This window comes from Streptacidiphilus jiangxiensis (assembly GCF_900109465.1).
Classification (GTDB): Bacteria; Actinomycetota; Actinomycetes; order Streptomycetales; family Streptomycetaceae; genus Streptacidiphilus; species Streptacidiphilus jiangxiensis.
Window position 1 is genome coordinate 310,904 of the sequence record NZ_FOAZ01000005.1, and the last position, 14,585, is coordinate 325,488.

8 protein-coding genes are annotated in these 14,585 nt (G+C 71.9%); 3 read left to right on the forward strand and 5 right to left on the reverse strand.

Translation table 11 applies throughout. The annotated features are described in order from the left end of the window. Positions 1-2 precede the first annotated feature (2 nt). From BMY61_RS12715 to BMY61_RS12725, 3 genes are read left to right on the forward strand one after another with little or no spacing between them, the layout of a single operon-like run. On the forward strand, positions 3-560 hold the full coding sequence (locus tag BMY61_RS12715; protein WP_042456403.1) for a 2'-5' RNA ligase family protein: 558 nt from the start codon (positions 3-5) through the stop codon (positions 558-560). A 52-nt stretch (positions 561-612) separates the two neighbouring features. Continuing rightward, on the forward strand, positions 613-2,796 hold the full coding sequence (locus tag BMY61_RS12720; protein WP_042456406.1) for a bifunctional glycosyltransferase/CDP-glycerol:glycerophosphate glycerophosphotransferase: 2,184 nt from the start codon (positions 613-615) through the stop codon (positions 2,794-2,796). A gap of 25 nt (positions 2,797-2,821) precedes the next feature. Further along, a complete protein-coding gene (locus BMY61_RS12725) occupies positions 2,822-3,568 on the forward strand; it encodes a hypothetical protein (protein ID WP_143094304.1) in 747 nt (248 codons plus the stop codon). Here the strand turns inward: BMY61_RS12725 and BMY61_RS12730 are convergent. From BMY61_RS12730 to BMY61_RS12750, 5 genes are all read right to left on the reverse strand, one after another. Further along, positions 3,495-4,661 carry a glycosyltransferase gene (locus BMY61_RS12730; RefSeq protein ID WP_042456413.1) on the reverse strand — a complete coding sequence of 389 codons (1,167 nt, stop codon included), beginning with the start codon at positions 4,659-4,661 and terminating at the stop codon, positions 3,495-3,497. The genes BMY61_RS12725 and BMY61_RS12730 overlap by 74 nt on opposite strands. Next, positions 4,658-7,543 (reverse strand): bifunctional glycosyltransferase/CDP-glycerol:glycerophosphate glycerophosphotransferase, encoded by a 2,886-nt coding sequence (locus BMY61_RS12735; protein WP_143094305.1) that lies wholly within the window; start codon positions 7,541-7,543, stop codon positions 4,658-4,660. The genes BMY61_RS12730 and BMY61_RS12735 overlap by 4 nt, the downstream gene beginning before the upstream one ends. A gap of 206 nt (positions 7,544-7,749) precedes the next feature. Further along, a complete protein-coding gene (locus BMY61_RS12740; RefSeq protein ID WP_042456419.1) occupies positions 7,750-8,589 on the reverse strand; it encodes a TylF/MycF/NovP-related O-methyltransferase in 840 nt (279 codons plus the stop codon). Positions 8,590-8,748: 159 nt separating this feature from the next. Then, a complete protein-coding gene (locus tag BMY61_RS12745) occupies positions 8,749-12,672 on the reverse strand; it encodes a bifunctional glycosyltransferase/CDP-glycerol:glycerophosphate glycerophosphotransferase (RefSeq protein ID WP_042456422.1) in 3,924 nt (1,307 codons plus the stop codon). A gap of 64 nt (positions 12,673-12,736) precedes the next feature. Then, entirely contained in the window at positions 12,737-14,584 is a 1,848-nt protein-coding gene (locus BMY61_RS12750; RefSeq protein ID WP_075003875.1) for a hypothetical protein, read from the reverse strand. Between the last annotated feature and the right edge of the window lies 1 nt (position 14,585).

The window sequence follows — 14,585 nt, forward strand, 5'->3', positions numbered from 1 at the left end:
GCATGGGCGGCGACGGCGGGGTCATAGGCGGCAGCGTCCTGATCGGGGTCTCCCTCGCGGTGCCCGAGCCCTACGGCTCGCAGATCCAGGACGCCCGCACCGGCTACGGCGACACCCGGGCGCACGGCATCCCCACGCACGTGACGCTGCTGCCGCCGACCGAGGTGCCGCTCGCGGCCCTGGACGGGGTGGACGGCCACCTCGCCCGCGCCGCCGCCGGCCATCGGCCGTTCCCGGTGTCGCTGCGCGGCACCGGGACCTTCCGGCCGGTGTCGCAGGTGGTCTTCGTGCAGCTGGAGCAGGGTGTGCGGGAGTGCCGGGCGCTGGAGGCGTCCGTGCGCTCCGGTCCGCTCGCCCGCGAGCTGGCCTTCCCCTACCACCCGCACGTCACCGTCGCCCACGACGTGCCGGCCGAGGCCCTGGACCGGGCCTACGCCGACCTGCGCGGCTTCGAGGCGCGGTTCACGGCGGCGGGGTTCAGCCTGTACCGGTTCGGCGCGGACGAGGTGTGGCGCCCGGTGCGCACCTACGGGTTCCCGCAGGTGGCGACCGCGCGCTGAACGGGCGGTGAGCGTGCGGTGGCCGGCCCGGGGAGTAGTAGGGTCGGGAACCGTGCCCAGGTTCAGCGTCATCGTTCCCGCGTTCAACGTGCAGGCCTACCTCGGGGAGTGCCTGCAGTCCGTGCTCGACCAGTCCTTCCGGGACTTCGAGCTGATCGGTGTGGACGACGCCTCGCCCGACGGCTCGGGGCGGATCTTCGACGAGTTCGCCGAGCGGGACGCCCGGGTCCGGGTGCTGCACCTGCCCGAGAACGTGGGGCTCGGCCGGGCCCGCAACGCCGGCCTGGAGGTCGCCACCGGCGACTACCTGATCTTCCTGGACAGCGACGACACGCTGACGCCCGGCTCGCTCCAGGCCGTCGCGAACCGCCTGGACGCCACCGGCGAACCGGACATCCTCGTCTTCGACTACGCCCGCACCTTCTGGGACGGCCGGGTGGTCCGCAACCAGGACTCGGCGATGCTGCGCGAGTGCCAGGCCGCGCCGGACGCGTTCGGCACCGCCGAGCGCGAGCAGTTGCTGCGGATGCTGATGGTGGTCTGGAACAAGGCCTTCAAGCGTGAGTTCGTCGAGCGGAACGGCTTCACCTTCCCGCCCGGCTACTACGAGGACACCCCCTGGACCTATCCGACCACGCTGGCCGCGGACACGATCGCGCTGCTGGACCGGGTCGTCGTCCACTACCGCCAGCGCCGCATGGGCGGCAACATCCTGGCGACCACCTCGCGCAAGCACTTCGAGATCTTCGACCAGTACGACCGGGTCTTCGCCTTCGTCGACTCCCGCCCCGAGCTGCACTCCTGGCGTCCGTTCCTGCACCGCCGGATGGTCGAGCACCTGCGCGCGATCGGTTCACACCCGGACCGGGTGCCGATGGGCGACCGCCGCGCGTTCTTCGCGAAGGCCGCCGAGGCCGAGCAGCGGCACCGCCCCGAGGGCGCCGCGGCGATCGAGGTCTCGATGCCGTTCAAGGCGAGCGCCGTCGGCGACGTGGTGCGTCGCGCGAAGAACGCGGCGGTCGCGGCCCAGCCCGGAGTGAAGCGGGCCGTCTCGCGCCCGCTGGTCGGCGGCTTCGCGCAGGTGCAGCGGCAGCTGCCGATCGACGACGACCTGGCGGTCTTCGCCGCGTACTGGAACCGCGTCCCGGCGTGCAACCCCGCCGCGATCGAGGCGAAGCTGCGTGAACTGCGTCCGGAGATGCGGACGGTGTGGGTCGTCGAGGCGGGCCGCAAGCGGGACGTCCCGGCCGGGTACACGACGGTGGCGCCGGGATCGCGCGGGTTCTGGGAGGCCATGTCGCGGGCCCGCTACCTGGTCAACAACGTCAACTTCCCCGACAGCGCCAAGAAGCGCCCCGGCTCGGTGCACCTGCAGACGCACCACGGCACGCCGGTGAAGAAGATGGGCCTGGACCTGCGCGACTACCCCGCGGCCGGCCTGACGATGGACTTCGACAGGCTGATGGAGCGGATCGACCGCTGGGACTACAGCCTCAGCTCCAACCGCTTCTCCTCGCTGATCTGGGAGCGCGTCTACCCGGCGCACTACCGCACGTTGGAGTCCGGCTACCCGCGCAACGACGTCTACGTGACGGCGGGCGCGGAGCAGGTCCGCGCGGCCCGGCGGGAGCTCGGCATCCCCGAGGGCGCGAAGGCGCTGCTGTACGCGCCGACGATGCGCGACTACCGGGTGGGCTACGAGCCGCAGTTGGACGTGGCGAAGCTGGCCGCGCGGCTGGGCGAGGAGTACGTGATCCTGCACCGGGCGCACTACTCCTACGACTCGGGCGCCAAGCTGTCGGGCGCGCGGGTCATCGACGTCTCCCGCCACCCGTCGATCGAGCAACTGGCGCTCGCCGCCGACGCGTTGATCGCGGACTACTCGTCGCTGACGTTCGACTACGCGAACCTGGACCGCCCGATCGTGGTGTTCGCGGACGACTGGGACGTCTACAAGGAGACCCGCGGCGTCTACCTCGACCTCGTCTCCGGCAAGCCCGGAGAGACGCCGGGTGCGGTGGCCCGGACCGAGGGGGAGCTCGCGGAGGTCTTCCTCGGCGGCGCGTGGCGCGACCCGGAGTCGACGGCGCTGCGGCAGGCGTTCCGTGAGCGCTTCTGCGAGTTCGACGACGGCCGGGCGGCGGAGCGGGTCGTCCGCACCGTGTTCCTCGGCGAGCAGACCCCCCTCCCGGTCGTCCCGCTGCACCAGCGCACGCCCGCACCGCTGACAGCCTGACCCCGCGGCCCTACCCTCGAGAGCCATGGGGGGATTACGTGTTGTGGGCCGGTGGCTGCACCTGCTGCCGCTGCTGGCCGGATTGCTCGCGGTGGGCTACTACTGCTTCGCGCTGACGCATGTGGGCGAGCAGGACGCCCTGCTGCGGACGTACCGTCAGGCGCAGCCCTGCCGCGCGGACCAGTCGGTGGCGGACGGGTGTTACGCCTGGTTCCCCGGGCGGGTGACGCGGGTGCAGCAGCCCACGGCCCAGGACGCGGCAACGGTCGTCACCGTGCGGTTCACCGACGGGCAGTCGGCGCGGCTGGAGCTGTGGCGGCCTCCGGCGTCCTTCGACGGACTCGGGGTCGGGGAGGCCGCCTCGGTCGGGACCGTGCGCCTGGGGTGGTTCATGGACCTGCGCCGCGACGTCCCGGGCGCGGTGATGCACGGTCCGGACTATCCGGGCTTCTGGGACGCGGTGTTCGTCAACGACGCCGTGTTCGGGGTCGCGTTCGGTCTGCCGCTGGTGCTGTGGGGCCTGTTCGGGCTGCTGCGCCCGCGGGGGAGGTATCCGTGGTGGGCACTGTGCATGGCGGTGGCGTCCGCGCTGCCGGCGATCAACGCGGGGGCCGAGATGGACGACGCCCCGCACCTGTTCGCGTGGGGCGCCTACCTGCCCACGGCCGTGGCGGCGGCCGTGGGCCTGCTGGTCGGACTCATCGCTCCAGCAGTGCGAAGAGCTCTTCCCACTTCTCCAGGATGGTCTCCTTGGAGTAGCGGGCCACGTTGACCCGGGCGGCCTCGCCCATGCGGTCGCGCAGCTCCTGGTTCGACGTCAGTCGGACCAGCTGCCTGGCGAGTTCCGCCGTGTTGCCGGGCGCGGCCAGCAGGCCGTCGACGCCGTCGCGGATGATCTCGCGGACGCCCGGCGCGCAGTCGAAGGCCGCGCAGGGCACGGCGAAGGCCATGGCCTCCAGCAGTGCCAGCGGGAAGCCCTCGCCGCGGGAGGACTGGACGAAGACGCTGCTGTCGCGCAGCGCGCCCGGCACGTCGGAGGTCTGGCCCATCCACTCGACCGAGCCGTCCAGGCCCAGGCGCGTGCACTGGGCGCGCAGTTCGGCCTCGTCCTCGCCCTTGCCGTAGAGCTTGAGGGTCCAGCCCGGCGCCTGGGGAGCGGCGACCGCCCAGGCGTCGAGGAGCATGTCGATGCCCTTCTGGTCGTCCAGGCGGCCGATGCAGGCGACGGTCTTCGTCTCCCGCTTCGACGGCTCCTCGGGCCAGACCGGCAGGGGGTTGGGCATGAAGCCGACGTTGTTCAGCTTCTCGAGGATCCACAGGTCCGCGTCCTCCTGCGTGAGCAGCAGGAGACGGTCGGCCTCGGGGTAGTACTTCTTGACGCGGGCGAAACGCGAGGAGTCCTTGGAGTACTCGTACGACTCGTGGCTCATCCCGATGAGCGGGATGTCCTTGCGGTCGGCGAGGCGGACGAACTCCATCGCCCAGACCTGCGTGACGATGATCATCGCGCCGGGTCGGGCCGCCGCGAAGAGCGCGTCGAGCTTGGCCTTCATGCCGCGGATCGCGGCCTCGCGCTGCGCGTTGCGAGCGTAGCCGGAGACCTTCAGGCGCTGCTTGAGACCGTGCGGGCTGAAAGGCGAGGGGACCTTGCCCGGGTGCAGCGTCGTGGTCGGGTAGGGCAGGTTCGTGCCCAGGTCGGCGGGGGTGTCGGTGTCGCAGATGCCGAGCACGTGCACGTGGTGCCCGCGCTCGGTCAGCATCCGGGCCATCTGGTGGGACCAGGTGGTGACACCGCCGAGCTCGTCGACGCTGTTGGAGATGAGGAAGATGTCACGGCCGGTGGTCACGGCGGCGTCCGCGCTCATGCCTGCTCGCCCTTCTGCTGCGTGCCGGCCGCGGGGCCGAAGAACCTGTCGACGATCTGGGCCGCCGCGCGGCCCTCGTCGTACTCGCCGAACCGGGCCGCGAAGCCGCGGCGCTTCTCCGCGTACGCGTCGGCGCCCTCGCGGACCTCCTCGATCGCGTCGAAGAGCTGCTCCTGGGTCTCCACGAAGGGACCGGGCGCGGCCTCGCGCAGGTCGAAGTAGGTGCCACGGGCGGCGCCCGCGTACTCCTCGTAGTCGTACGCGTAGAAGACCATCGGACGGTCCAGCAGCGCGTAGTCGAACATGACGGAGGAGTAGTCCGTCACCAGCGCGTCGGCCAGGCCGAGCAGCGGGGTGATGTCGGGGTAGTCGGTGACGTCGACGACCTTGCCCTTGAGGGTGCGGGGCACGGCGAGGCGCTGCATGTAGTGCGAGCGCACCAGCAGCGTGGTGTTCTCACCGAAGCGCTCGGCGAAGGCGACCGGGTCGAGGACCAGCTCGGGGGCCTTCTCCCGGAAGGTCGGCGCGTAGAGCACGATGGTGCGGGCCGGGTCGATGCCCAGCTCCTTGGCCAGCGGGCCGCGCTCGCGCTTCCCGGTCAGCACCTCCTCGCGGCGGGCCGCGACGAGGGCGTCGTTGCGCGGGTAGCCGACGCGCAGCACCTTGGACTCGGGCAGCCGGTAGGCGCGCACCAGGGTGTCCACGTCGTGCTCGGTGCGGACCACGAAGTGGTCGAACCGGTCCAGCGCCTGCTGGTACTCGTCCTGCTTGTGGCGCGGCTGCATCCGGTACTCGGCCATGTCGAAGCCCATGCGCTTGAGCGCGGAGCCGTGCCAGGTCTGGATGTAGGTGGTCTCCGGGCGCTTGCGCAGCGCCAGCGGGTAGCCCTGGTTGTCGATCCAGTACTCGGCGCGGGCCAGCGCGTACAGGTACGGCCAGCTCCAGCGCTCGACGACCTCGACGTCCTTGCCGGGCTTGGGGAAGCCCTTGGGCGGCTTCTTGCCCTCGTAGGACCAGACGGCGTGGATCGGCAGACCGCGGCGGCGCATCTCCTCGTAGATGGCGCGCGGGCTGTCGCTGTACTGCTTGCCGAGGTGGCTCTCGAAGACGACCAGGCCCTTCTTGACGGGCATCCGGGTCATCGCGCGGTGGTACCAGCGCACCTTGCTGTCGGCGGCGTTGAGGTCGCGGCCGGCCTTCAGCACGCGCTTGGCGGAACGCTTGAGGGGCGCGCCGGCCGGGCTGCTCATCAGGTCGAAGAGCAGGCCGCGGCCCTTGGATGCGGCGGGGCCGACGGCGGTGAGCTGGAAGGCGAGGTGGCCCGGGCGGGACACCTCCGGCTCCAGGCGGTCGGCGAGCAGCCGGGTGAGCCGGGGCCGGGCGGCGAAGTCCCCGTCGAGGTCCAGCTGGTCGACCGACAGCGGCGGGCGGGTCTTCTTCTTGTCGACCTCGAGGTTCAGCCAGACGTCCCAGATGGTGTCGACCAGGCCGAGCGGGCGGACCGTCCTGCTGATGTCGAGGGTGGACTCCCACTCGACGTAGTCGCCCTGGTGCGTGAAGGAGGTCACCGGGAAGGTGAAGGTCTGCAGGCCCTTGCGGCGGGCCTTGACCTCCAGCCGGCCGGAGAGCTTCGCGCCGGCCGGGATCAGGCCGAGCGGGTTGACCGTGCGGGCGGTGACCTTGACCGAGTTGCCGTCCTGCGGAACCCAGCTGAGCAGCTGGGTGCGCGGCATGGACTCGGACAGGCTGCGCGCCTGGAAGCCGACCTCGGTGACGTCGAGCATGCGGCGCCCGATCTCGTCGTCGAGGTGCTCGGCGCAGAAGTAGATCCGGCCGTCCCGCTCGACCAGCGGCATCGGGGTCTTGCGCGGGTTGCGCAGCCAGTCGATGGCCGGGAGCAGGTTCGCCCAGTCCTCCTTGATCAGGAGGTAGGCGCAGACGCGGTGCACGGGCTGGCACTCGTCGAAGACGTCGTACGGGATGGTGGCCAGGTACTCGCGGCTCAGCTCGGCGAACTGGTGCTGCCACTTCGGGCCGTGCTGCGGGAACTCGCGCAGGTAGAGCGGGATGTCGTGCTTGAGGAACTTGAGGTCCTTGGCACGGCGCAGCCCGGTCTTGCCCTTCTCCTCGAGCAGGGCGTCGATGCGGCGGTGGATCTCGATGCGGTCCGAGAAGTTGCGGATCTCGTCGCGCCGGTTGGTGATCGACTTGTCGGCCTTGGCGACGTTCTGCCGCATGTACCACTTGTAGACCTGATTGGGGATCAGGGCGATGCGGTCGGCCGCCAGGTACGCCTGGGCCGAGTAGAGCAGGTCCTCGTAGAGCAGGCCCTTGACGAAGGTCAGCTTGTTGTCGAGGAGGAAGTCGCGGCGGTAGCACATGTTCGTCGACAGGGTGTCGAAGACGAACAGGTCGGGCAGCTCGGCGACGTCGTCCAGCACCTGGTGGCGCTGGTAGAGCCAGCGGTACCAGGGCTGCTCGCGCTGGTTGCGGGTGTCGATGTAGATCTGCGTGCTGAGACCCGACACCAGTTCGGCGCCGGTGCGCTCGGCGGCCTCGACCATGTTGCGGCAGGCGTTGAGCTCGAGCTCGTCGTCGCTGTCGAGATACATGACATAGGTGCCGAGCGCCTCGGCGATACCGCGGTTGCGCGGCTCGCCGCAGCCCTTGCTGTTCTCGGGCAGCTGGAACGCCCGCACCCGGCCCGGGTGCTGGGCGGCGAGCCGCTGGGCGACCTCGAAGCTGCCGTCGGTGCTGCAGTCGTCGACGATCACCGCCTCCACACCGTGGAGGGTCTGGTCGAGTACGGACTGGACTGCTCGTGGAAGGCGCTCGGCGTCGTTGAAGACGATGACGATGACGCTGACGTCGGGCGTACTCAAGGCGCTGATCATGACCTGTTCGTGAGGGTGCCGATCCCCGCTGCTGACTGCGGCACGCACGTTCGATTATGAGATTGCTTGCAGCTCATACCTTAATACATGCAAACATCAGCCAACGTGGCGGCGACATTCGACCGAACGGTCAGACAGAACAACCGGTAAGAAAAACGGGAACAGCGGGTAAGAAAAACCGGAACGGCAGCGGCTCAGGACGGCTTGACCGCGATGCGCCCCTCGTCCATGCGCGTCAGCAGAAGCCGGGCGCCGGTCTCCTCCAGGAACTCGTCCACCGCCTGGCGTGAGCCCTGCCAGTAACCGTAGTCGTCGAGCAGCAGCACGCCGCCGGGCACCAACCGGTCGTAGAGGTGGATCAGCTCGTGCTTGGTCGAGCTGTACCAGTCGGTGTCCAGGCGCAGGATCGCGATCTGCTCCGGGGCCTGCTCGGGGATGGTGTCCTCGACCTTGCCCTGGACGTAGTGCACGCGCTCGGCCGGGTAGTCGAGGCGGGAGAAGCCGTCCTGCACGTCGTCGAGGGTGGCCAGCGCCCAGATCGGGCGGTCCTTGGACTGGGTGGCGAGCAGATCGGCGGCGCTGGCGCCGTCGACGCGCTTGTCCTCCTCGGTGGGCTCGCTCATACCTTCGAAAGTGTCGAACAGGTACAGCTCGCGGTCGGTCACGCCCAGCGACAGCAGCGTGCGGGCCACCGCCTGCATCGATCCGCCGCGCCACACGCCGCACTCGACGATGTCGCCGGGCAGCTCGTGCCGGGTCACGTAGCGAACGGACTGGACGAGTGCGTTCAGGCGCTCGATCGAGGTCATCGTCCACGGCTTGACCGCGGTGATGATCTCCTTCGAGCTCTCGTCGTAGTCCGCGGGGAACTTCAGCGGCTTGGGCCCGGTCGGGGCGGCCGGCTGGGGCTGCTTCGGTGCCGCGTTCCGCGCCGCGTTCTGCGTCGCGACGACGGGGCGGTGGCTCTGGGCCCGGCGCAGTTCATAGCCGGTCAGCTGCCGCAGCGTGGTGTTCACAGTCATGCGCCAGGTCATGCATCCGGAGGCTACGCCTCCGTCCTGCCCCTGTCTGTAGGCCCGAGAACCTTTCCAGCGGGTTTTCACCGATCCGAGACTGGACGTTCACCCGCTTGTTCACTCACGCGCCGGTTCGGCACCCGGACCCCGCCGCGGAGCGGGGTCCGGGTGGACGGGTCAGCCGCCGAGCTCCAGCATCCGGTCGACCACGCGGGCGGAGGCCACGCCGTCGTCCAGGTCGCAGTAGGTCTTGCGGAAGACCTCGTACGCGCTGCGGTAGGCCTCGACCGCGGCGGGGAGGTCGCGCAGCGCGGCCACCACCTCGGCGGAGGTGCGCAGCAGCGGGCCGGGCGCCTGGGCCTCGAAGTCGAGGTAGAAGCCGCGCAGCGTGTCCCGGTACAGCTCCAGGTCGTAGGTGAAGAAGAGGATCGGGCGACCGGTGACCGCGAAGTCGAACATCGCCGAGGAGTAGTCGGTGATCAGGACGTCCGCGACCAGGTAGAGGTCCTGGATGTCCGGGTAGCTGCCGACGTCCCAGACGAAGCCGTTGCCCGCTCCCGGCACCGTGTCGACCACGTGCGCGTGCGGGCGCACCAGCAGCACGTGGTCCGGCCCGAGCGCGCGCCGCATGTCGACGACGTCGAGGTGCAGGTCGAGGTGGTGGCCGCCGTGGTGGAGCCGGACCTGGTGCTCGCGCCAGGTCGGCGCGTACAGCACCACCCGCTTGCCCGGCGGCAGGCCCAGTCGCTCGCGGACGACCTGCGCCCGCTGCTCGCGGTCGGCCGCGAGCAGCATGTCGTTGCGCGGGTAGCCGGACTCCAGGATCTCGCCCTCGTAGTGGAACGCCTGCCGCAGGATCGGCGTGCTGAACCGGTTGGGGGAGAGCAGCACCTGCCACTGCTTGGCCTCGTGCTCCAGCCGACGCAGGTAGTCGGTGTCGGTGAACCAGTCGTTGTCGAAGTCGAAGCCGATCCGCTTGAGCGGCGTGCCGTGCCAGGTCTGCACCACGACCTGGCCCTGGCGGCGCTCCAGCTCCTCGGGCAGGTGGGTGTTGCCGACGATCCACCGGCTGCGGGCCAGCGCCTCGTACCACTCGGCCGAACCGATCAGCACGGTGCGGGCGCCGGGCGGGGTGGGCATCCGGTAGTCGAGCACGGCCCACAGGTGGGCCACCCTCCCGTCGCCGCGGCGCAGCATCTCCTGGTGCACCGCGCGCGGGGAGCAGGAGTAGGAGCGGCCCTCGAAGACGTCGTAGAGGACCTGGGGCAGCAGCGGTCGGCGGCGGGCGGCGGGCAGCTCGCGGGTGTGCAGCAGCCGCTGGTGGTAGTCGCCGCGCTCCAGCGGGCTGAGCGCGGAGCCGACGTGCAGCAGCATCCCGTCGTAGCCCTGCCGGGTCAGCCGCACCGTCTTGCCGCGGGCCTGGACCGGGACGGGGGTGCCCGCGTGCGCGACGGGTGAGAGCCGGGCCTGGCACTCCAGCGGCTTGGGCGTTCCCGGGGCCCGGTCGACGGGCGCGGGACGGCGCACGAACAGCTGCCACTCGCCCCCGGCCAGCGGGACCTCCCCGGCGTAGCCGGAGACGGGCACGGCCGGGAGCAGGGTGTCGATCCGCCCGTCGACGGCCTCGAAGGGGTGGACCTCCGGCCGGGCCTGGGTCGGGTGACGCAGCACCAGCTCCAGCGGATGGCGGCCGGGGAGCGGGTAGCTGCCGGTGAGGCGGAACGCCTCCTTGGGCAGGTCGGCGACGATCTGCTCGAAGAGCGGCTGGGTGGGCTGGTCGACCAGCTGGAGGTAGCCGGTCGGCGAGCGCTTCACGCACACCACCCGCCGCGCGTCCCCGTCGCCGGGCAGCGGCACCTGGAACGCCTCGGGCTGGGTGCGCTCGTCGTGGACGAGCCGCAGCGACCCGCTCTCCTCGTCCTCCTCGTCGTCCGTGTCCAGCCGCAGGTCGACCGCCCAGCGGTGCCCGTGGTCCGCGGCGACGTGGGAGCGGACCGCCGTGTACTCCTCCCGCGCCGTGTCGAGCTCGGCCAGGTCCAGGGTGGCGGAGAACGGCACCCAACCGTCGAGCCCGTCGGGCCCTGCCGTGAGCCCCGCGTCGGGCAGGGACGGCGCCGCGTCGTTGTCCGCCGTGCCGTTGTTCGCCGCTCCGTTGCCGTTGACCGGGTTCACAGCCCCGGTGCGCAGGGGCGCCGTCGTCACGCCGGGGCCGCTGACGGGCCCGGCTCCGGCCGGGCCCGCGAGGGCGGTCCCGGCCGGGGTGGCCGTCCCGGTCACCGGTACGTTCACGCCCAGCGCGCGCAGGGCGTCCTCGCGGCCCGCGAGATAGGCGTCGGCCTCCGCGCCGGCCTCCTCGGCGGTGGTCGCGGTCGAGCCCGCGGCCGCGAAGGTCACCGGCAGCTCGATGACCGCGGCGGAGCCTTGCTCCAGGTGTCGGATGCGCAGCGACTGGACCCGGCGGGCGACGGCGGCCCGGATCCGGCCGGTGAGCTCCAGCTTGCCCGCGTGTTCGTGGACCGCGCCGGCCAACGCGTGCGCGTGCTCGACCCGCAGGTACAGGTGCTGGTCCCGGATCTCGGGCACCAGCCGCACGTCGTCGGCCACCCAGCTGGAGCGTGGGCTCTGCCCCGACGCGTGGTGCCCGGCCTTGATCCTGCTGCGGCGCGGACGGCCCGCGCCGACCACCGCGACGGTGACCCGCCAGGTGCCGTCCACCCAGCGGCCGTCCTGGCGCAGCCGCTTCGGGTCGACGCCCACGGCGAAGCCCGCCAGGTCGCAGTCGCGCAGCAGCTGACCGTGGTCGGCCGTCACCTCCGGCGTGCGGACCGTCTTCGCGGGCAGCAGCACGGTGCGGCGGCTGTGCGTCTCACGCAGCATCACCATCTTCAGTGCGCTGTGCCGCGCCGGGGCGCCCAGGTGTGTCGGGTAGGCGAAGCCGGTGAGCCGCAGCACGCCCTTGGCGTCCCAGTCGGCGCCGCCCAGCTGCGTGCGGACCACCAGCTCCGGGCCGAGCCGGAGCACGCTCGCCGGGATCGGCGCCCGGTCCTCCAACACCGGATAGGCGGCCCGCGGCCGCAGCGCGCCGCGGACCGGGATCGCGCCCTTGTGGTCCCACTGCCAGCGCAGCAGGGCGAGGAAGTCCTCGATCCGCCGCTCGGCGATCAGGTGGTAGCGCAGCCGGTGCGGCACCGGCAGCCGGTTGATCTGCGCCGGGCCGATCTCCGTCAGCAGCTTGCCCACGTGGTCGGCGAAGACCTGGTGCAGTTCCGCGTCGCCGTCGATCGCCGCGCCGAAGAAGAGCGGGATCTCCTCGGCCAGCGCGTTGCGGTCGTAGGCGCGCAGGTAGTCGCGGTACTCCTGGCCGGACTGCGCGATCAGGAACTCGCGGACCAGCCGCATCGAGGCCACCCGGTCCGTCAGGCCGCGCGGGTCGCTGCGGTTCTGGGTGATCGAGCGCTCGCCGGTCTCCCGCTCGCGCCAGTTGTAGATCGGGTCGCTGAGGATGTCGACCTTGTCGGCGAGGTAGTGCAGCGGCACGCTGACCGGGGCGTCCTCGTAGAGGATGCCCGGGTAGCGCAGGCCGTGGGCGTCGAAGAAGGAGCGCCGGTAGACCTTGTTCCACGCGGTGCGGTCGGTGATCAGCGCCGGGAACTCACTGATGTGGGTGCTCAGCCGGGTGCGGGCGAACGGCCGTGCGTGCACCGGCGACTGCCGCTCTCCGGCGATGCGGAACCGCTTGACGTTGCCGGCCACGAAGTCGGAGCCGGTCTGGTCGAGGGTGGTGAGCATCAGCTCGTACGCCGTCGGCGGCAGCGTGTCGTCGCTGTCGACGAAGGCCAGGAACTCGGTGCCCGGGGTCAGTTCGTCGATGCCGGTGTTGCGGGCCGGGCCGAGTCCGCCGTTCTCCTTGCGCACGGTCCGGAAACGGGGGTCGCGCATCGCCCACGCGTGCGCGATCGCGCCGCTGCCGTCCGTCGACCCGTCGTCGACCATGACGACCTCGAAGTCGCCCATGGTCTGGGCCGCCAACGAGGCGAGGCACTCGTCGAGATACCGCTCGACGTTGTAGATCGGGACGACGACGGAGAGACGCGGGGGCATCCGCTCGGGCCTTTCGGATCGGGGACGGGTCGTGAGGCGGGGTCGGCGGGGTGGGCCGTCGGGGTCAGGGGATCGGCGCGTTCTGCACCTGGTTCAGCCAGTCGGTGCTGTGCGCGGGCAGACGGATGTGGGTGCCGTAGTAGTCGTCGATGCAGGAGGCGACCCAGTCCGGGCGCCCGCTCCGGGTGTACGCGTCGCGCATCCGGCCGATGTAGGAGGGCACGTACGTCGGGTTCTTGGCGCCGGCCCGGATCTGGGCCTCCAACTGCCGCTGCTGCGCGTCCCAGTGGTGGGCGCGCACCCGCGTCTGGTGCACCACGGCGACGGCCGGCTGCGCCAGACCGACGAGCGCGAACCCGACCAGCGCCGACAGCAGCGCCGCGGCACCACGCCGCCGCGGTACGCCGGGCACGGGGGCGACGGCCTTTCCGAGCAGCCGTCCGGCGGCGACACCGACGCCGGCCAGGAGCAGGGTGTAGGGCAGGCGCCAGTCGTTCCAGGTGCGGACCATGTACCAGATCCAGGACCCGAAGACGGCCTGCACCAGCTCGGTCACCAGCAGGCTGCCCAGCAGGACGGCCGCCGTCGCCCACAGCAGCAGCCGGAGCGGCGAGCGCACGGCCAGCGCAGGCGGGGGAGCGTCACCGGTGGCTGCCACCGTGGCGGCACCCCCGGCGTCGGCGCCTGCGGCGCCGGCCGGGGCCGGGCCGACTGTGGGGGCGTCCGCGCCGCTGTCCGGGCTCCCCGCCGCTGCCGTCGGCGCAGCGCCGACGGCCTGGCCGGCCGCGAGCGCGTCCGCGTCCGCGGTCGCGGTCGCTCCCGAGTCGTCCGTTCCGGCTGCGACCCGGCCGCCCGCCGCCGCGCCGACGTGGGCCGGAGTCAGGTCCTCGGTGCGTTCCGGTTCCGTCGTGTCGGCCGCACCGGCCGAGAGCGCCGTGGGCGTCGGCCTGGCCCACGGGGTCGCGCCGCGGAGGAGGCGGGGGCGGGACGCCGTCTCGGCCGTGAGCCGGCGGCTGGTCAGGCCGAGGACGACGCCGGCCAGGACGACGGCGGCGTAGTCCCAGCTGGAGACGGTCGCGGCCAGGTCGCCGACCCAGGTGACCACGCCGTCGCGCAGGCGGTGCAGCAGTTCCGCGCCGTGCGGGACGCCGAGGCCGGCGCTGCGGGCGTGCATGCCGGGGGAGAGGTACTCCACGAGCAGGCCGCCCGCGGATCCGACGGCGGCGGCGAGCGCACCGAGGCGGGCCGCGCGGCGGGCGGGCCGGTCGGCGCAGACGTCGCCCGCACGCAGCCACAGGGCGACCGCCAGGACGCCGACGACCAGCGCCATCGCCTCGGAGACCAACGCGATGAAGGCGAAGCCCAGCAGCAGGACGAGCGCGGCCGTCCACCGGCCGAGCAGCCCGGCGCGCCCGCGGCGGCCGGGCAGGCAGAGCACGGCGGCGACCAGCGCGGTCGACAGCACCGCCGGGACGGTGTGCGAGATGCCGCCGGAGGCCCAGTAGGTGGTCTGGTAGGGCTGTGGGCAGACCAGCAGGAACACCAGCGACGCCGTGGCGGCCGTCAGCAGCTGCACGGCGACGGGCGCGTGACGACCGGCCAGTCGGGTGAGGCGGGCGACGAGCAGCCACAGCGAGCCGAGCAGCAGCGCGACGACCACGACGGGGTAGAGCTGCAGGCCGAGCGGCCCGAGTCCGTGCACCCAGGCCAGCAGGACGGCGTTGCCGGCCCGGCCGTTGCTGTCCTGGTAGAGGAAGTGGACGAACTGACGGACCGACATGGTGCGCATGTTCGTCTGGTAGCACCAGTCGTCGGCTGCGGGGCGCACCCAGGCGCCACCGACCGCGAGCAGGGCCAGCAGGGCTGTGGCGAAACCGGCGAGCGGGGCCGCGTATCGTGCGAGGGCTTTCATT